15 protein-coding genes are annotated in these 17970 nt (G+C 71.8%); 6 read left to right on the plus strand and 9 right to left on the minus strand.

Features of this window, described 5'->3' with window-relative positions; genetic code table 11:
* Positions 1-93: 93 nt before the first annotated feature.
* Positions 94-2016 carry an AMP-dependent synthetase/ligase gene (locus ACIRD8_RS33755; RefSeq protein WP_404000254.1) on the plus strand — a complete coding sequence of 641 codons (1923 nt, stop codon included), beginning with the start codon at positions 94-96 and terminating at the stop codon, positions 2014-2016.
* A 239-nt stretch (positions 2017-2255) separates the two neighbouring features.
* Positions 2256-3824 (plus strand): APC family permease, encoded by a 1569-nt coding sequence (locus ACIRD8_RS33760; protein ID WP_404000257.1) that lies wholly within the window; start codon positions 2256-2258, stop codon positions 3822-3824.
* Positions 3825-3842: 18 nt separating this feature from the next.
* On the opposite strand, the gene ACIRD8_RS33765 is transcribed toward ACIRD8_RS33760, so the two are convergent.
* Positions 3843-4601 (minus strand): siderophore-interacting protein, encoded by a 759-nt coding sequence (locus ACIRD8_RS33765; RefSeq protein ID WP_404000259.1) that lies wholly within the window; start codon positions 4599-4601, stop codon positions 3843-3845.
* 179 nt (positions 4602-4780) lie between these two features.
* Between ACIRD8_RS33765 and ACIRD8_RS33770 the strand changes: the two genes are divergently transcribed.
* Positions 4781-5626: an LLM class F420-dependent oxidoreductase gene (locus ACIRD8_RS33770; RefSeq protein WP_404000262.1), complete on the plus strand. Its 846-nt coding sequence runs from the start codon at positions 4781-4783 to the stop codon at positions 5624-5626.
* A 137-nt stretch (positions 5627-5763) separates the two neighbouring features.
* Positions 5764-7248: a peptidoglycan D,D-transpeptidase FtsI family protein gene (locus tag ACIRD8_RS33775; protein WP_404000265.1), complete on the plus strand. Its 1485-nt coding sequence runs from the start codon at positions 5764-5766 to the stop codon at positions 7246-7248.
* A 64-nt stretch (positions 7249-7312) separates the two neighbouring features.
* Here the strand turns inward: ACIRD8_RS33775 and ACIRD8_RS33780 are convergent, their stop codons facing one another.
* Both ACIRD8_RS33780 and ACIRD8_RS33785 read right to left on the minus strand, forming a co-directional pair.
* Positions 7313-8479 carry a hypothetical protein gene (locus ACIRD8_RS33780; protein WP_404000268.1) on the minus strand — a complete coding sequence of 389 codons (1167 nt, stop codon included), beginning with the start codon at positions 8477-8479 and terminating at the stop codon, positions 7313-7315.
* Between the two features lie 110 nt (positions 8480-8589).
* The gene (locus ACIRD8_RS33785; RefSeq protein ID WP_404000271.1) at positions 8590-10050 is read right to left on the minus strand and encodes an FAD-dependent monooxygenase; all 1461 of its coding nucleotides are present in this window, start codon (positions 10048-10050) and stop codon (positions 8590-8592) included.
* A 73-nt stretch (positions 10051-10123) separates the two neighbouring features.
* On the opposite strand from ACIRD8_RS33785, the gene ACIRD8_RS33790 reads away from it, so the two are divergent.
* On the plus strand, positions 10124-10753 hold the full coding sequence (locus tag ACIRD8_RS33790) for a TetR/AcrR family transcriptional regulator C-terminal domain-containing protein (RefSeq protein WP_404000274.1): 630 nt from the start codon (positions 10124-10126) through the stop codon (positions 10751-10753).
* 99 nt (positions 10754-10852) lie between these two features.
* On the opposite strand, the gene ACIRD8_RS33795 is transcribed toward ACIRD8_RS33790, so the two are convergent.
* The 6 genes from ACIRD8_RS33795 to ACIRD8_RS33820 are packed head-to-tail and all read right to left on the minus strand — an operon-like array spanning position 10853 to position 16967.
* A complete protein-coding gene (locus tag ACIRD8_RS33795; RefSeq protein ID WP_404000277.1) occupies positions 10853-11722 on the minus strand; it encodes a phosphogluconate dehydrogenase C-terminal domain-containing protein in 870 nt (289 codons plus the stop codon).
* Positions 11722-12516, minus strand: a complete 795-nt coding sequence (locus ACIRD8_RS33800) for a sugar phosphate isomerase/epimerase family protein (RefSeq protein WP_404000280.1) — start codon at positions 12514-12516, stop codon at positions 11722-11724. Before ACIRD8_RS33800 ends, ACIRD8_RS33795 begins: the two co-directional genes overlap by 1 nt.
* Complete coding sequence (locus ACIRD8_RS33805) at positions 12504-13307, minus strand: triose-phosphate isomerase family protein (RefSeq protein ID WP_404000283.1); 804 nt, start codon at positions 13305-13307, stop codon at positions 12504-12506. The genes ACIRD8_RS33800 and ACIRD8_RS33805 overlap by 13 nt, the downstream gene beginning before the upstream one ends.
* Positions 13307-13852 (minus strand): ribose-5-phosphate isomerase, encoded by a 546-nt coding sequence (locus tag ACIRD8_RS33810; protein ID WP_404000286.1) that lies wholly within the window; start codon positions 13850-13852, stop codon positions 13307-13309. Before ACIRD8_RS33810 ends, ACIRD8_RS33805 begins: the two co-directional genes overlap by 1 nt.
* On the minus strand, positions 13852-15606 hold the full coding sequence (locus tag ACIRD8_RS33815) for a dihydroxyacetone kinase family protein (RefSeq protein ID WP_404000288.1): 1755 nt from the start codon (positions 15604-15606) through the stop codon (positions 13852-13854). Before ACIRD8_RS33815 ends, ACIRD8_RS33810 begins: the two co-directional genes overlap by 1 nt.
* The gene (locus ACIRD8_RS33820) at positions 15606-16967 is read right to left on the minus strand and encodes an MFS transporter (protein WP_404000291.1); all 1362 of its coding nucleotides are present in this window, start codon (positions 16965-16967) and stop codon (positions 15606-15608) included. Before ACIRD8_RS33820 ends, ACIRD8_RS33815 begins: the two co-directional genes overlap by 1 nt.
* A gap of 244 nt (positions 16968-17211) precedes the next feature.
* Between ACIRD8_RS33820 and ACIRD8_RS33825 the strand changes: the two genes are divergently transcribed.
* Positions 17212-17967, plus strand: a complete 756-nt coding sequence (locus ACIRD8_RS33825; protein WP_404000293.1) for a FadR/GntR family transcriptional regulator — start codon at positions 17212-17214, stop codon at positions 17965-17967.
* Positions 17968-17970: the final 3 nt, after the last annotated feature.

Genomic DNA, 17970 nt, shown 5'->3' on the forward strand with positions numbered 1-17970 from the left:
AGCACGTGAACGACCCGCGCACCCAGCAGCCGCCTCGGCGCCGGAACCCCAGGGACGGGGCCCGGCGCCGGCCCCCATGTCGAGGAGCCGCTCGTGACCACGCCCGCCCCCTCCGCCGTATCCACCGCGCCCACCGTTCCCGTCCTGGTCGAGCCGACCAAGGTCAGAGCGGCCGACGGCTCCGTACGGGAAGTCTCCGTGCCGCCGTTCGCGCCGGCCGTCCGGCGGGGCTCGCTCGCCGAGATCCCCTTCGACAACGCCCGGGAGGCCCCGTCCGAGCCGGTCCTCAGCCGCAAGCAGGCCGACGGCAGCTGGCGGGACGTGACCGCCGCCGAATTCGCCGCCGAGGTCCTGGCCGTCGCCAAGGGCCTGATAGCGGAGGGCCTGCGGAGCGGTGACCGGGTCGCGATCATGGCCCGTACGACCTACGAGTGGACGCTCCTGGACTTCGCGTCCTGGGCGGCCGGGCTGGTCACCGTGCCCGTCTACCCCACCTCGTCGGCGTTCCAGACGCGCTGGATCCTCCAGGACTCCGGGGCCGTCGGCTGCGCCGTGGAGACGAAGGAGCAGGGCCGGCTGGTCAGCCAGGAGCGGCAGCAGCTCGGGGACCTCGCGCACCTGTGGCAGTTCGACACCGGGGCGATCGGCCGGCTGAAGGCGGCCGGCAAGGACATACCCGACGCGGTCGTCGAGGCCCGTCGCGGCGCCCTGGAACCGGACAGCCCCGCCACCCTCATCTACACCTCCGGCACCACGGGCCGGCCCAAGGGCTGCGTCCTGACCCACGGGAACTTCTTCGCCGAGGTCGACAACGCCATAGAGCTGCTCCACCCGGTCTTCAAGTCGGTCTCGAAGGACCCCGCCTCCACCCTCCTGTTCCTCCCGCTCTCCCATGTCTTCGGCCGGATGGTGGCCATCGGATGCCTGCGCGCCCGGGTGCGGCTCGGGCACGCGCCGTCCATCCAGACCGAGGACCTGCTCGCGGACCTGGCGGGCTTCAGGCCGACGTTCCTGCTGGCCATCCCGTACGTCCTGGAGAAGGTCTTCAACACCGGCCGGGCCACCGCGGAGAAGATGGGCCGCGCCTCGTCCTTCGACCGTGCGGCCCGCATCGCGCGGCGTTACGGCGAGGCGGCCGAGGCCGCCGAGCACGGCACGGGCCCCGGCCCCGGCCTGGGGCTCCGCGCCGCCCGCGCCCTCTACGACCCACTGGTCTACCGCCGCATCCGGGCGGCCCTGGGCGGCCGCGTCCGGTACGCGATCTGCGGCGGCTCCCCGCTGGGGCGCAGGCTCGCCGCGTTCTACGCGGGGGCCGGCATCCAGATCTTCGAGGGCTACGGGCTGACCGAGACCACCGCCGCCGCCACGGTCACCCCGCCGCTCAAGCCCCGCCTGGGCACGGTGGGCTGGCCGCTGCCGGGCACCGCCGTGCGGATCGCGGACGACGGGGAGGTGCTGCTCAGCGGCGGCCAGGTCTTCGGGGGCTACTGGGACACCGAGCGCGGCGAGGCCGCCCCGTACCTGGAGGACGGCTGGTTCCCGACGGGCGACCTGGGGGCCCTGGACGAGGACGGCTACCTCACGATCACCGGCCGCAAGAAGGACATCATCATCACGTCCGGCGGCAAGAACGTCACCCCGGCCCCGCTGGAGGACTGGCTGCGCGCCCACCCGCTGGTCAGCCAGTGCATGGTCGTGGGCGACAACCGGTCGTTCATCAGCGCCCTGATCACCCTGGAGCCGGACGGCCTCGCCCACTGGCGCCGGATGCGGAAGAAGGAGGACGTGCCCCTGCGGGAGCTCGTCCACGACGAGGAGCTGCGCACCGCGCTCCAGCGCGCGGTCGACGAGGCCAACCGGCTGGTCTCGCGCGCCGAGTCCATCCGCAAGTTCACGGTCCTGCCCAAGGACTTCACCGAGGAGAGCGGTCACCTCACCCCGTCGCTGAAGCTGAAGCGGGAAGCGATCGCACGGGACTTCGACGCGGAGATCGAGGAGTTGTACCGCAAGCAGTGATCAGGGTCCGTCCAGGTCGGCTCCGTGGCGGCGGGAAATTTTTGAACCCGCACAAAGTGGACAGGGGTGCGATTCCCGTACGCTTCCCGGTCGCATTCAGGGGCATTGATTGAAAGGTTGCGTTCACTTGCAGCCTTCGATGCCTGGAGTCAACTGCCATACGACCGTGGTGATTCAAGGGTGAGACATTGGAGTCTCACCCTCCGGATATGGAAACCGCAGCGCATAGCGTCCTCTCCATGACTGAGCTGGACGCGCGGCCACGGGCCGGAGAGACGGTACCGGGAAGCGCCCCGGCCGACGGCGGCGTACGCGAGAAGGGGCTCGGCGGGAACTCCGTCGGCCTGATGGGCAGCGCCGTCCTCGGCATCTCCACCGTCGCCCCGGTGTACTGCCTGACCTCGACCCTCGGCTCCACCGCCGGCGAGGTCGGGGTGCAGATGCCCGCCGTGTTCCTGGCCGGGTTCCTCCCGATGCTGCTGGTCGCCTTCGCGTACCGGGAGCTCAACAAGGCCGTGCCGGACTGCGGCACCTCGTTCACCTGGACGGTGAAGGCCTTCGGGCCGCGCCTGGGCTGGATGTGCGGCTGGGGCCTGGTGATCGCCACGATCATCGTCCTGTCGAACCTCGCGGGCGTCGCCACCTCCTACTTCTGGCTGCTGGCCGGTGAGCTCTCCGGCAGCGACGCGGTCGCCGCCCTGGACGACAGCAAGCCGGTCCACATCCTCACGTGCCTCCTCCTGATCGCGGTCGCGACGGCGATCAGCTACCGGGGCATGACGGCCACCAAGGGCCTCCAGTACACCCTCGTGGCCCTCCAGCTCCTGGTCCTCGCGGTGTTCGTGGCGATGGCCGTGCAGAAGGCGGGCAGCGGCGAATTCGCCGCCACCTCCACGGACTTCTCCTGGTCCTGGCTCAACCCGTTCGCCGTCCGGTCCTTCGCCGCCTTCACGGCCGGACTGTCCCTCTCGATCTTCATGTTCTGGGGCTGGGACACCTGTCTCACCGCCAACGAGGAGACCACCGGAGCCGAGAAGACGCCCGGCCGCGCCGCCCTGATCGCCATGGTCGTCCTCGTCGGCTCCTACCTCGCCACCGGCATCGCCGCCCAGATGGCCGTGGGCACCGGCGGATCGGGTCTTGGCCTCGCCAACCCGGACACCTCCGACAACGTCTTCGCCGCCCTGGCCGGCCCGGTCATGGGCCCCGGCCTCGGCATCCTGCTCTTCGTGGCGGTGCTGGCCTCGGCCGCCGCGAGCCTCCAGACCACCTTCATCCCGGTGGCGCGCACGGTCCTGGCGATGGCGGCGTACGAGGCCCTGCCCGCCGAGTACGCCGAGGTGCACCCGCGGTTCCGTACGCCCGGGAGGGCCACGGTCGTCGCGGGCGTCGCGACCGGCGTGTTCTACACGGTGATGACCCTGGTCAGCGAGCACGTCCTGGTCGACACCATCTACGCGCTCGGACTGATGATCTGCTTCTACTACGCGCTGACGGCCTTCGCCTGCGCCTGGTACTTCCGCGCCGAACTCACCCGGTCCGCCCGCGACCTCGTCTTCAAGGGCCTCTTCCCCGTGGTGGGCGGCCTCCTGCTCACGGCGGTCTTCGGCAAGACGCTGTACGACATGTGGGACCCGGCCTACGGCTCGGGGTCGTCCGTGCTCGGCGTCGGCTCCGTCTTCGTCATCGGCGTCGGGCTGCTGCTGCTCGGTGCGGTGCTGATGGAGGCCATGCGCCGCCGCAGCCCGGCGTTCTTCCGCGGTGAGGTGCTGACGAAGGAGACCCCGGCGTTCGTGGTGGACGACTGACCGGTTCCGGCCGGGGGATCAGTCGGCGCGCCAGTAACCCAGCGCGTTCACCCGCTCCTTGGGTACGGCCAGCTCCTTACGGGCGTACGAGGCCAGGGTCCGGGTCGTCGCCGTGTCGCAGGCGATCCAGACGTACGCGTCCGAGGTGTCCTCGCCGAGCAGGCCGGGCAGGGCGGCCTTCACCTCGGAGACCAGGTGGGCGCCCCCGTCGCGGCGCGGGACGGTGTGCAGGGTGTGGTGGTCCGCCTCCAGCCGGAACGGCAGCTTCTCGTCCGAGGCGTGCGACGGGTCCGAGGAGTGCGCGGTGTCCGAGGTCTCGCACCAGATCGTGGCCGGGGTGCCGGGGAGCGCCTCCAGCAGCGAGTTGACGGCGGGCAGCGACGCCGCGTCGCCGACCACGAAGAGCCGCGCGGGCCGTGGTTCGGGCAGGGCGAAGCGGGTGCCCTGGAGCGTCGCGTCGATCGTGTCGCCCGGCTGCGCGGTGCGGGCCCAGTCGCTCGCGGTCCCGTCGTGGAGGGCGAATTCCAGGGCGAACGTCCCGGCGTCCGGGTCCGGGCCGACGAGGGTGTAGCCGCGCTGGTGCGGCTTGCCGTCCCGCTCGAACCAGAGCCTGACCCACATGGTCGGATGCGCGCCGCCCGTGGCCGCGAGCAGGCCGCCGTCGGTCACCGTCACCCGCCGGAAGTCCTCGGTGACCTGTTCCGCGCCGGTGACGGTGAACGTGAAGTCCCGCCCCCGGAAGAGCTTGAGGACGACGCCCTCCCAGCCGTGACCCATGAAAGCCTCCCGTGTGCGGCGGAGCAGAATGAAACTTAGGCTAACCTAACTTTTGCCTTTCGGGTGGTGCGGCAAGGGAGTTACGGCCGAATCGGGGCGCCGGTCGCCACGGAGTGGCCCCGTGGAGCGGTCCACCGCATACCGTGGAGCCGTCACGGACGACGACGGAGGTGCCTCGCATGCGGATCGCCACAACGATCTTCCTCACCGACGGGACGATCACGCCGGTCAGGCTGGCCCGGGAGCTGGAGCAGCGGGGGTTCGCCGGGCTCTATCTGCCCGAGCACACCCACATCCCCGTGAGCCGGGAGTCCCCGTACCCGGCGGGCGGTGAGCTGCCGGCCGAGTACGGCCGCACCCTCGACCCGTTCGTCGCCCTGGCGCAGGCCGCCGCCGTCACCGAGCGGCTGGCCCTCGGCACCGGCATCACGCTGATCGCCCAGCACGACCCCATCGACCTGGCGAAGCAGGCCGCCACCCTCGACCACCTCTCCGGCGGCCGGTTCACGCTCGGCATCGGCTACGGCTGGAACGTCGAGGAGGCCGCCGACCACGGCGTGGAGTGGTCGACGCGGCGCGCGCTGGGCAGTGAGCGGCTGGCGCTGATGCGCGCCCTGTGGGCCGACGAACCGACGGCGTACAAGGGTGAGTTCGGCTCGGTCCGGGCGAGTCACGCCTACCCGAAGCCGGTGCAGCGGCCGCGCGGCCCGGTGAACGGCCCGCGCACCCTGATCGGCGGGGCGGCCGGTCCGAAGCTGTTCGCGCGGATCGCCCGTGAGGCGGACGGCTGGCTGCCGATCGGCGGGCGAGGCCTCTCGGAGTCCGTACCGAAGCTGCGTGCCGCCTGGGAGGAGGCGGGCCGCGACCCGGAGCAGCTCCATGTGGTGCCGTACGCCGTCCAGCCCTCCCCGGGGAAACTGGCGCACTTCGCGGAGCTCGGCATCGACGAGGTCGTCGTCCAACTGCCCCCGGCCGGGGAGGCCGAGGTGCTGCGCGCGCTGGACGCGTACGCCGCGCATTTGTGAGGGAACTGTGTCCGGCGGCCTGCCCGGGTGTGATCTTTCGATGCAACCATCGACGCTAAAATCGCATCTATCACCTCCGGACATCGATGGTGCGGCCCGTGTGCGTGTGTGCCCGGCTGCCTGGGAGCGGGAGCACGATGAACAGGCCGTTGCGGCACATAGCCATATTCTGCGGGCTGCTGATGCTGGCCCTGCTGATACGGGCCAACTGGCTCCAGTACGCCAAGAGCCAGGAGCTGGCCACGCATGAGCACAACCGGCGGGTGAAGATAACCCAGTTCGCCACCCCGCGCGGCGACATCATCGTGGGCGCCAAGGCGGTCACGGGGTCGAAGGAGGTCGAGGGGACCGACTTCAAGTACCAGCGCACCTTCAAGCAGGGCCCGATGTACGCCCCCGTCACCGGCTACGCCTCCCAGGCGCAGGGCATGTCCCTCCTGGAGAAGACGTACGACAGCATCCTCAGCGGGCAGGACGAGCGCTTCGCCTTCCAGAACGCCAAGGGCATCCTCACCGGCGAGGAGCGGCGCGGCGGCGATGTGGTCACCACCATCGACCCGAAGGCGCAGGAGGTGGCCTACAAGGGCCTGACCGACCTCGACGCACGGGGCGCGGTCGTCGCCCTCGACCCGGCGACCGGCAAGGTCCTCGCCCTGGTCTCGACACCCTCGTACGACCCCTCGGTCTTCGCCGGCAACTCCTTCAAGGAGGGCGACAAGTTCCAGGCGCTGGTCGACGACAAGGGCAAGCCGCTGGCCAACCGCCCGCTGCGCGAGACCTTCCCGCCCGGTTCCACCTTCAAGATCCTGACGGCCGCCGCGGCTCTGGAGCACGGCGTCGTCACGGACGTCGACGCCCACACCGACGCGGTCTCCCCCTACCAGCTGCCGCAGTCGTCCAGCACGATCAGCAGTGAGGCCGGGGACGCGACCTGCAGCAAGGCGTCGATGAAGACGGCCATGCAGTACTCCTGCAACAACGTCTTCCTGGACGCGGCCCTCAAGGTGGGGGACAAGGGGATGCGTGAGACGGCCGAGAAGTTCGGCTTCAACGAGGACGTCTACTCCGAGGCGTTCGGCGACATGCTCGCCACCAAGAGCCTCTACCCGCAGGAGCTCGACAAGCCCGGCACCGCCCTCACCGGCATGGGCCAGGGCAGCCTGACGAGCACCCCGATGCAGATGGCGATGGTCACCGCCGCCCTCGCCAACGACGGCAAGCTGATGCAGCCGTACATCGTCGACGAGCTGCGCGGCCCGGACGTGTCGACCCTCGAGAAGCACGAGCCGCAGCTCAAGAGCCAGGCTGTCTCCGAGGAGACGGCGAAGAAGGTCCAGGAGATGATGGAGTTCACCGCCAAGGAGGGCAGCGCGAAGCGCGCCCTGATCGACGGCGTGACGGTGGGCGGCAAGACGGGTACGGCTCAGCGCGGCAACGACGTGAGCAAGGAAGTGCCGTACGGCTGGTTCGTCTCGTACGGCAAGGCGCCCGACGGCCGGTCGGTGGCGGTCGCGGTGTTCATCGACCCGACGGCCATGGACATCTCCCGCTCGGACATCTCCGGCGGTGGCCTGGGCGGCCCGATCGCCAGGGAAGTCATGAAGGCGGTGCTCGGCAAGTAGGCCGGGCTCCGGACGCACCACGGCCCCCGCCCGGGGCGAATCACCGGGCGGGGGCCGTGGTGCGTCACGCCGGGGTGGTGATCTCCGTCGGTACGGGCTCGGGCGTCTCCGCGCGGCCTCCGGCCAGGCGCAGGGTCACGACGGTGGTGAGGCCCGCCAGCAGGCCCCAGGTCAGGGCGGCCGGGACGTGGCCGCCGAGCGCGCCGGTCAGGTACTGCCAGCCCCACCGCAGGCCCGAGTCGGCCCCGGTCACCACGAACTGGAACAGCTGGGAGGCCAGCAGTCCGACGACGGTCGCGCACACCCCGCCGACCGCCATCGCCGGCACGGTGGCCCGGGTCAGCAGGACGGGCAGCAGCCGCAGTGCCCACCACACCACGGCGAGCAGCAGCGCGTCGGCGAGGCGGTAGAGGAGCCAGTGGCCGAGGAAGCCGTCCGTCGGCGCGTTCCAGCCGCCGAGCAGCAGCCATGCGCGCAGCAGGTCGCCCGGCTCGGAGAGCAGCCGGCCGGACAGGGAGACCGTCTGGATGGACGCGGCCACGGACTGGTACGAGAGGACCACCAGGGACACCGCGACCACGGCGGTCCCGGCGGTCGCCGCCAGACGGGCGGCCCGTACGGGAACGGCCGCCGGCGGCAGCGGGCCCGCACCCTTGGTGGTGATCCGGGCGGTGAGCACGGTGACCACCGCCGTGACGAGCGCGGCCACCGCGACGATCTGCTGCCCGGAGGACGCCATGCCCGCCAGCTGGGGCAGGAAGCGGTAACTGCCGCGCCCGGTCGAGGCGATCAGCCACGGCGCGGAGACCGCCGACGCCAGCATGCCGGCCACCATGCCCCAGGCCCACACCGCGGCCAGCGTGGCCGGCATCCGGCGGTTCACCGGAGGCAGCCTGCGCACCAGGAGCAGCGCGCCCGGTACGAAGAAGGCGAAGACCGCGGCGAACCGGATCTGCATGCCCGTCTCGTGCAGCGAGAGGTAGCGGGCGGGGTCCGCCGAGCCCGGGTCCCCGATGTCTCCCAGGGTCCCGGTGCCGAACCGGACGGAGTCCGGGGGATCGTACGACCACGGCGAGAGCCAGTTCTGGAGATCGGCGACCATCCGGCCCCCGAGCGTGTTCGTCGCGCCCTGGAGGTGCAGCGCGTCCACGCTCGCCCCCGCCCACCACAGCAGCGCCGTGAGCAGCAGTCCTCCGGCCAGTGCCGGTATCGCCGCGCGTCTGTATGTCATGTGCCGCCCGCCCCCATGTGATCGCACCCCGCGATTCCCCTGTCCGGTGGGAGATTACGGGCTGTCGATCACATGGAGATCACGGTCGGCGGGAAGGCGCGGAGCCGCGGTCAGCGGTGGGCGGCGGACACCGCCGCGTGCGTCTCGGCCCGCAGGGCCTCGGCCCCGGGCTGCTCGCTCGCCCAGGCGACATGCCCGTCGGGGCGGATGAGCGCGGCACGCACGGCGGACCAGGCGGGGCGTGGGTCGGGTCCGGGCGCGGTGTGCGTGATGGCGTACGGGGCGGAGGGCGGCGCCGGGGTGCCGGTGAAGTGCAGGAGGACGTGGCGGCCGGTACGGAGCAGGGCGAAGAGGCCTGTGCGGTCGGCGAGTTGGAGGTCGGGTGCGCGGTGGCCGGTCAGGGGGTGATGGGGTGCCGGGGCCGGGTAGGTGACGGCCAGCCCGGAGAGGCGTTCGGCCAGGCTGCGGGAGAACTCGGGCACGGTGGCGATGAGTTGGCTGAGCAAGGTGCGCAGGTCCCGGCCCTCCGCCGTGTGGGCGTTCATCAGCGCCGTCTGGGCCCGGGTGCTGAGCAGCAGGTCGGCGCCGACCGGGTGGCGTTCGGTGTGGTAGCTGTCCAGGAGGCCCTCGGGGGCGGTGCCCGCCACCGCCGCTGCCAGCTTCCAGCCCAGGTTGGTGGCGTCCTGGAAGCCGACGTTGAGGCCGACGCCTCCGGCCGGGTAGTGCATGTGCGCGGCGTCGCCCGCGAGCAGGACGCGGCCCTTGCGGTACGCGGCGGCCTGGCGGGTGGCGTTGCCGAAGCGGGAGAGCCAGCTCGGGTCGCGCATGCCGAAGTCGGTGCCGGCGATCCGGGTCACCTTGGCGCGGAGCGCGTCGAGGGTCAGCTCACCCGGGTGGTCGGGGCCGTTGCTGCCGGGGTCGCCGCCGACGATCCGGTGCACACCGCCCGGCATCGGGACGACCATGACGCCGCCCGCCGGGCCCGACGCGGCGTACACCGCGCCCTCGGGCGGGGCGTCCAGGACGACATCGCCGAGCCAGCCCCAGGTCGTGGCGTCGGTGCCGGGGAAGGTGATGCCGGCGGCCTCGCGCACGGTGCTCCGGGTGCCGTCGCAGCCGACGACGTACGCGGCGCGCAGGGTGTACGAGCCGTCGGGACCGGCCGCCTCCACGGTCACCCCGTCCTCGTCCTGGGTGAGACCGGTGACCCGGTGCCCGCGCCGCAGGTCGGCACCCGACGCCACCGCGTGCGCCTCCAGCAGCTCCTCGGTCCGGGCCTGCGGCAGGGCGAGCGTGAAGGGGTACGGGGTGTCGAGGGCGCCGAAGTCCATCCGGTCGTCCAGCCCGCCGAAGTGGCCGCTGGGGATGCGCCTCCCCTCGGTGAGGAAGGGCTCCGCCACGCCCCGGAAGGCCAGGATCTCCAGCGTGCGGGGGTGCAGGGTGAGGGCCTTCGAGTGGGGGTCGCGCGCCTCGCGCGCCTCCAGGACGGTGACGGATGTCCCGGCCAGACGCAGCTCGGCGGCCAGCCACAGGCCGGTCGGTCCGCCTCCCGCGATGACGACGTGTTCCATGAACGCTGCTCCTCGATCTCTGGGCATCTCTTGGTCAGTGACCAAGGGTGATGAGGTTCAGTAGACTAGGTCGGTGACCAAGAAGCAAGTGCGGGCGGAGGCGTCCGAACCGGGGCAGACGCGGCTCGGCCCCGGCGCCGTGGTGCGCGCGGGGCTGGAGCTGCTGGACGAGAAGGGCGCGGACGGGCTCTCGATCCGGGGCATCGCCGACCGGCTCGGCGTACGGATGAACACCGTGCTCTGGCACGCCAAGACCAAGGCGCGGCTGCTGGAGCTGATGGCGGACGCGATCCTGGCCGAGGTCCCGGTGGAGGGGCTGCCCGAACCGTGGGAGCCGCGCGTCCGCGAGCTGTTCCACCGCTACCGCCGCGCCCTGCTCGCCCACCGCGACGGGGCCAGGATCGTGGCCGGCACGTACGCCGCCGAGCCCGCCACCCTCCGCTTCGCCGAGCTGCTGGTCGAGGCGCTGCTGGCCGGCGGGCTGCCGGAGCGCGAGGCGGTCTGGACGTGCTGGGCGCTGGTCTACTTCACCCTCGGGCTGGCCCAGGAGGAGCAGGCACTGCCGGACGCGAGGGGTCCGGCGTTCGCCCGGCGGCTGGGCGCGGGGGAGTACCCGGCACTCTCCCGGGCCGCCGAGCACTTCGAGGACACCTCCTTCGACGAGCGCTTCGACTACGGGATCTCGCGCATCCTCGGCTCGTGAGGGGCGTGGGCATGCGAAGGGCCGGGCCCTCCACCCCTGATGGAGGGCCCGGCCCGTTTTCGCGGGACCTGAGCGGTGGCGCCGGTGGTCAGGACCGGGTCAGCGCTTGATCTCCTTGATCTTGAGCATCCGCGTGATGACCTTGTCGAGCTCGTCGTCCTCGAAGACGTTCTTCCAGTCGTCGCGGACGATCGACTCACGGCCGTAGTCCATCGCGATCAGGCACGCGTCGGAGAACGGGTTCGACCCCTTGAGGGTGTTGGCCAGCGCGACCTGCGTGTGGCCGAGCAGCATGGCGCGGGCCGCCTTCTCCGGGACGCCCACCGTGTGGACGGTCTCGTGGAGGGCCTCGGTCAGCAGGGCGCCGACCATGCAGGCGATCGTCTCGACGAGCGTCGGCTCCAGGACCGCGAGCTGCTTGACGGTCACCCAGTGCACCTCGACGACCGGCGCGTACATGGTGGAGATGACGGCCTCGGCCAGCTCCTGGGCCGCCGGGTCGGGGGACTCGGAACCGGGCTCGAAGGAGGCGACGACCTCCTGCGGGGCGGCGATGCCGCCGAAGGTGTCCGCCCACTCCTCCTTCGTCGTGCGCTCCAGGAACACCGACGGGTGACAGGGGTGCGCCACCGCGTTGTGCACGTCCGCGCGGCGGGTCAGCAGACCGGCGTACGCGGCGGCCGGGTCCAGGGTCAGCAGGATCGCGCCGGGCTTCATGACCGGGACGAGCTGCTCGGAGACCGTGCCGAGGACGACGTCCGGGACGGCGAGGATCACGACGTCGGCCTGCGCGGCGGCGTCGGCGCTGTCCGTCAGCTCGCGGCCGAGCTCGCGGATCAGCTCCTGGCCCTTGGGGGAGTTCTCGGCGAACAGGGTGGTGAAGTCGCTCTTGACCAGGTTGTTGGAGACGCGCCGGCCCATCTTGCCTGCGGCCCCGATGACGGCGACGGTCCTGGATTCGGTGGCCATTACTTGCTCCTCAGAAGGGTGTTGATGCTGTGCCGGGTCCACCGGTCCTCCAGGCGGGCGGTCTCCTCGAAACCGCCCTGCCAGGGGAGCCAGTGCTCCACGATCTGGTTGATGCCACGCTCGCCGGGACCGACCTTGCGGATCATGTCGTCGTAGTCGAGCAGGCCCTCGCCGAGAAGGCAGCCGGCGAAGGTGAAGCCGACCCAGCCGTCGCGGCGGGAGAACGAGAAGTCCTTGACGTGGATGTTCACCACGTAGGGGGCGGTGGCGTCGACGACGTCCACCGGGCGCTCCAGCCGGGCGACGCTGTTGCCCGGGTCCAGGACCACGCCCAGGTGCGGGCTGTCCACACCGCGTACGACGGCCAACAGGTCGTCGGTGGAGACCTGTTCGTAGGTCTCCAGGCCGAGCGTGACACCCGCCGCCGCGTACGCGGGGACGGTGTCGCGCAGGAGCGCGGTGGCCTCCGCGACGGACGGCCGGTGGTCCGCCGTGTTCAGCATCGAGCGGACCAGCGTCACGCCCAGGCGCCGCGCGATGCGGAGATAGGCGGCGAGGTGCTCCGTGCGTACGCCCCGGGTGCCCAGCTCCAGCGTGATGCCGTGGCCGGCCGCCGTGGCGCGCAGGGCGTCGAGCCGGTCGTCGTCGTACGTCTCGATGGGCGGGTAGTCGCAGATCTGGAAGACCTCGCCGCCCATCTCCCGGGTCTGCGCCAGCATCTCGTCGAGCGTGAGGGGACGCGGGGCCCGGTCGGAGATGCGCCAGAAGAAGGCGTAGGTGCTCAGGCCGTACACGCGGCGGCCCCTTCCCGCGCCTCGTCGAGAATGCGTTCCACGGCTGCCGGGTCGTGGGCGAAGCGGCCGAGGAACAGTCCGTCGACGCACCCGCCCAGCTCGGTCAGCAGGCCGGGGCCGGCGCTGCCGCCGTAGATCACGCGGCTGCCGGACAGGGCGGGCTGGGTGACGAGCCAGGCGGTGAGGGCCTCGCAGACCGCCCGGATGTGGTCGGGCGAGGCGGGCCGGGGGGCGCCGATGGCCCACTGCGGTTCGTACGCGAGGACGACCGGGCCGAGGGGGCCTTCGTGCGCCGCCGTGGCCAGGACGCGTTCGGCCTCGGCGACCGTGCGGGCGGCGGCCTCGGCGGGCGCCACCCGGTCGAGTTCGCCGACGCAGAGCACCGGGGTCAGCCCGTTGCGCAGGGCGGCGGCCGTCTTGGCGGCGACGACCGTGTCGCCCTCGCCGAAGAGCCGGCGGCGCTCGGCGTGGCCGACCTCGGCGTAGCGGGCACCGATCTCGTGCAGATGCGCGCCGCTGACCTCGCCGGTGTACGGACCGGAGTCCTCGGACGCCAGGTCCTGGGCCCCGGTCCGTACCTCCGTACCGGCGAGGATGCCGGTCACCGGGACGAGCGCGGGGAAGGCGGGCAGCACGAACAGCTCGGCCGTGCCGTCGGTGACGGCCGGGTGCCGGGCGGCCAGATCCGCGATGCTGCGGGCCCAGTTGAGGGTCTCGTGGTGGCCGAAGTACATCTTCAGGCTCACCCCGACGGTGACCCGGGGGCCCCGGGGGTTCTGCGCGGCGGGCATCAGGCTGCGGCTTCCTGCTGGTTCTCGTGGTCGCTCTGGTTCTCGTCGTTCTTGTTCTCGTAGTCGTCCATCAGCGCGACCTTGGCCGCGGACGCCGACGCCTCGTCGAAGCGGTACGTCAGCCACTCGGAGGCCAGCCGGCGGGCCAGCTCCAGGCCGACGACGCGCTGGCCGAAGGTGAGGACCTGGGCGTTGTTGGAGAGGACCGCGCGCTCGACGGAGAAGGAGTCATGGGCGGTGACGGCCCGGATCCCCTTGACCTTGTTCGCGGCGATGGCCACCCCGAGTCCCGTGCCGCAGACCAGCAGGGCGCGGTCGGCCTCGCCGCGGGCGACCATCTCGGCGGCGGCGATGGCGACCTTCGGGTAGGCGGTGTGCCCGTCCGCGTCGACCCCGACGTCGGTGACGGTGGCGACGAGGCCGCTGGCCTCCAGGTCCTGCTTGAGGGCTTCCTTGTACGCGTGGCCGGCGTCGTCGGAGCCGACGACGACGCGGAGCTTCTCGGACGGGTTCTCAGACGGCTTCTCGGACCGCTTCTCGGACATCAGTGGTTCTCCAGGGTGGGTACGAACACGCCGTGCACGGCACGGACGATCAGGGCGAGCGAGTGGGCTCCGGCGTCCGGCGTGCCGAGGCTCTTCTCGGCGTGCGGGCGGGCGCGGCCCATCCGGGGGAGCAGGTCCGCGGTGGCCTCGGCGGCGGCGGTCGCGGAGTGCGCGGCCGCGTCCCAGGCGGTGGCCAGGGGCTGCCCGGCCTCGGTGGCTGCCATCAGCGCGTACGAGAACGGGACGAGGACGTCGACCATCGTCTTGTCGCCGACCTCCGCCTTCCCGAGCTCCATCACGTCCGCCGCCGCCTGGGCGACCCCTGCGGCGACCGCCTGGGCGGTGGGCCGCTCGGTGTCGCCGAGCGCGGTGCCGACGGCGCGGAGCATGACGCCCCACAGAGCGCCGGAGGTGCCGCCGGCGCGGTCCGCCCAGGCGTCGGCGGCCCGGTGCAGAACCGTTTCTGCACCGGCGCCGAGCGTCTCGGCGCGGACCGCGGCCTCGTAGGCCCCGGTGGAGCCCCGCTGCATGCCGATGCCGTGGTCGCCGTCCCCGGCGACCGCGTCGATCCGGCCGAGCTCCTCGGCGTGGACGCCGACGGTGTCCTTGAGGACGCGCAGGGCGGCGAGGACCGTGCGGGCCGCCGCACGGGAGTCGTCGGTGGCGGGCGGGACGGTCTTCTCGGCGGCCTCCGCCGACGGGACGGCCCCCGCCGACGGGTCCGGGACGAACAGGTCCGCCGCCTCCACCGTGCCCTTGCGGTACGCGGGGGCGTCGGCCGGGGCCGTCCACAGGGGCTCCAGCTCGTCGGTGAGCCAGCACAGGGTGAGCGAGACGCCCGCCATGTCGAAGCTGGTGACCAGCTCGCCGACCTCGGGGTCGACGGCCTCCACCCCGGCCTCGGCGAGCAGCTGGGCGACCCGGCGGTAGACGACGAACAGCTCCTCGTACTTCACCGAGCCGAGGCCGTTGAGGATCACCGCGGCCCGCTGCCCGCGCGGGGAGGCCACCCCGTCGGGGAGCTCGCCGAGGACGGTGGCGACCAGGAGCTCGGCCGCCTCGTCGGCGGTCGGTACGGGCCGCTCGCCCATGCCGGGCTCACCGTGGATCCCCAGGCCGACGGCCATCCGGCCCTCGGGCACGGTGAACAGGGGGCTGCCCGCGCCAGGCAGGGTGCAGCCGGAGAACGCGACGCCGAAGGAGCGCGTACGGGCGTTCGCCAGCTCGGCGATCCTGGTGACCTCGTCCAGCGGCTGCCCGGCCTCGGCGGCCGCCGCGGCCGTCTTGAAGACGATCAGGTCACCGGCGACACCGCGGCGCTTGTGGGCCTCGTCCGCCGAGGCGCTGGACATGTCGTCCGTGACGCCGAGCGTGCGGGTGGGTATGCCCTCGGCGGTCAGCAGCGCGGCCGCCTGCCCGAAGTGCAGGACGTCGCCGGCGTAGTTCCCGTACGCGAGGAGGACGCCGCCGCCGGTCTCGGCGGCCCGCGCGACCTGGCGCACCTGGTGGGCGGAGGGGGAGGCGAAGACGTTGCCGACCGCAGCGCCGTGGGCGAGGCCCTGGCCGACCAGCCCGGAGAAGGCCGGGTAGTGGCCGGAGCCGCCGCCGACCACCACGGCGACCTGGCCGGGGGCGGTGCGGGTGGCCCGGACCACGCCGCCGGGGACCTGGCGGACCCTGCGGGGGTGGGCGGCGGCGAAGCCTTCGAGCGCTTCGTCGGCGAAGGCGGCGGGGTCGTTGGACAGGCGGGTCATCAGCGGACCTCTGCGAGGGGCCGGCCGTGGTGCGCGCCCCGGCCCTTGGACCGGTTGGCGAGCCACAGCATCAGCGCGGCGGACATGAGCATGAAGGCCCCGACGAGGAACAGCGGCAGGTAGTAGGCGCCGCTGAAGTCCTTCAGCCAGCCGGTGACGTAACCGGCGGCGAAGCCGGCCACGTTGCCCGCCGTGTTGATCAGGGCGATACCGGCGGCGGCTGTCGCGCCGGTCAGGAACTGCGAGGGGACGGACCAGAAGACCGGCAGCGCGGCGAAGATCGCACAGGCGGTGACGGTGATGACGGCGACCGTGGCGGCCGGTGACCCCATGTAGAGGGCGACCGGGATGGAGACCCCGCCGACGACGGCCGGGCCCGCGATGTGCCAGGTGTGGACGCCGTGCCTGGTGGCGTGGCGGGACCAGAAGAAGAGGACGATCGCGGCCGGGAGGTACGGGATGGCCGTGATCAGGGCCTTGTCCATCACGCTGAACGTCGTGCCGAACTGTTCCTGGAAGCCGTTGATGATCGTCGGCAGGAAGAACGCCAGGGCGTACAGGCCGTAGATGAAGCCGAAGTAGATGAGGGCGAGCGTCCAGACGCGGCTGTTGGTGAAGGCGGCCTTCAGCGCGGCCTTGCCGTGGCCGGTCTTCTCGTCGGCGCCGGTCTTTCCCGCGTTCTCGGCGGCGAGCTCCGTGGTCAGCCAGTCCCGTTCCTCGGGGGTCAGCCACTTCGCGTCGGCCGGCTTGTCGATCAGGTAGAACCAGGCGACGACGCCCAGCAGGATCGCCGGGATGGACACCCCGAGGAACATCACGCGCCAGCCTTCGAGACCGAAGAGCCCGTGCTGGTTGATGAACCAGCCGGCCAGCGGGGCGCCGATGACGGTGGTCAGGGGCTGCGCCAGGTAGAAGAGGCCGAGGACCTTCGTACGGTGCCGGGAGGGCACCCACTGGCTGAGGAAGAGGATCGCGCCGGGGAAGAAGCCCGCCTCGGCGACACCGAGCAGGAAGCGGAGCGTGTACAGCTGCTCGCTGTTCTGCACCCAGGTGAAGAGGAGGGCGACGATGCCCCAGCTCACCATGATCCTGGCCAGCCACCGCCGGGCGCCGAACTTGTGCAGCGCCATGTTGCTGGGCACTTCGAGAATGATGTAACCGATGAAGAAGACGCCGGAGGCGAAGCCGAACTGCGCCGCGGTGAGGGCGAGGTCCTGCCCCATGCCGTTGGGTTCCGCGAAGGAGACGGCCGTGCGGTCCAGATAGTTCACGAAGAACATCAGGGCCACGAAGGGGACGAGCCGGACCGAGACCTTCCTGATGGCTGATCTCTCGATCACTGAATGCGCAGTGGCGCCCATGGAGACTCCTCGCTCGCGGACCGCTCTGTCCGGGTTCCGTGTCTGCTCCGGCAGGCGAAGGCGAACCGTGGAAGGTCGTGTTTCCGGCCGGTGAACAACTCCAAGCTAGCTCTGGATCCTAAATTGGTCACCAATTTACCAAAGTGACGTAGGTCGCTCCCCTGAGCTCTTCTCCTGGACCGATGAGCGCGTTATCGTCCGCCCGCTCCGGGGATCCGCCACCCCGTCTGATGTACTGGTCAGCGTGTCCACGCAGCCCGAAGCGCCCGATTTCACGTCACTTCTGCGCCCCGTCGTACGGGAGTCCTCGGTCAGTGAGGTGGCCAAGCGGCTCCTTGATCATCTGTCCGAGGGCAACCTGAAGCCGGGCACGCGCCTGCCCGCCGAGCGCCAGCTCGCCGACGCCCTCGGCGTCGCGCGCTCCAGCGTGCGCGGGGCGCTGTCCGCGCTGGACGTCCTCGGCATCATCGAGATCAGGCCGGGCTCGGGCTCGTACGTCCGGGAGGGGACCTCGGAGTTCCTGCCGCGGGCCATCAACTGGGGCCTGATGCTCGGTCAGCGGCGTACGCAGGACCTGGTCGAGGTCCGCACCTTCATGGAGGGCATGTCGGCGCGGCTCGCCGCGGACCGGGCCTCGCAGGAGGACGTCGAACGGCTGGAGCAGCACCTGGAGCGGATGCGGGAGGCGGGGACGGACGTCAAGGCGTTCATCGAGGCCGATATCGCCTTCCACCTGGAGACGGCGCACATCGCCCGCAACACGGTGCTCAGCGACATCCTGCACTCCATCCGGGCGCTGCTCCAGGTGTGGATGGAGCGGGCGGGGGACATCGAGGGCACGGTCAGCGGGACGCTGCACGAGCACGGGGCCGTGCTCGACGCGATCCGGGCGGGCGACCCGGAGGGGGCGGACGCGGCGATGGCCGAGCACATGAGGCTGGCGAGCGACCGGCTCCGGCTCTCGCTGAGCGGGACCCACGAACAGGCCGCGGGGGCGTAGTCA

The organism is Streptomyces sp. NPDC102451 (assembly GCF_044765485.1).
Classification (GTDB): domain Bacteria; phylum Actinomycetota; class Actinomycetes; order Streptomycetales; family Streptomycetaceae; genus Streptomyces.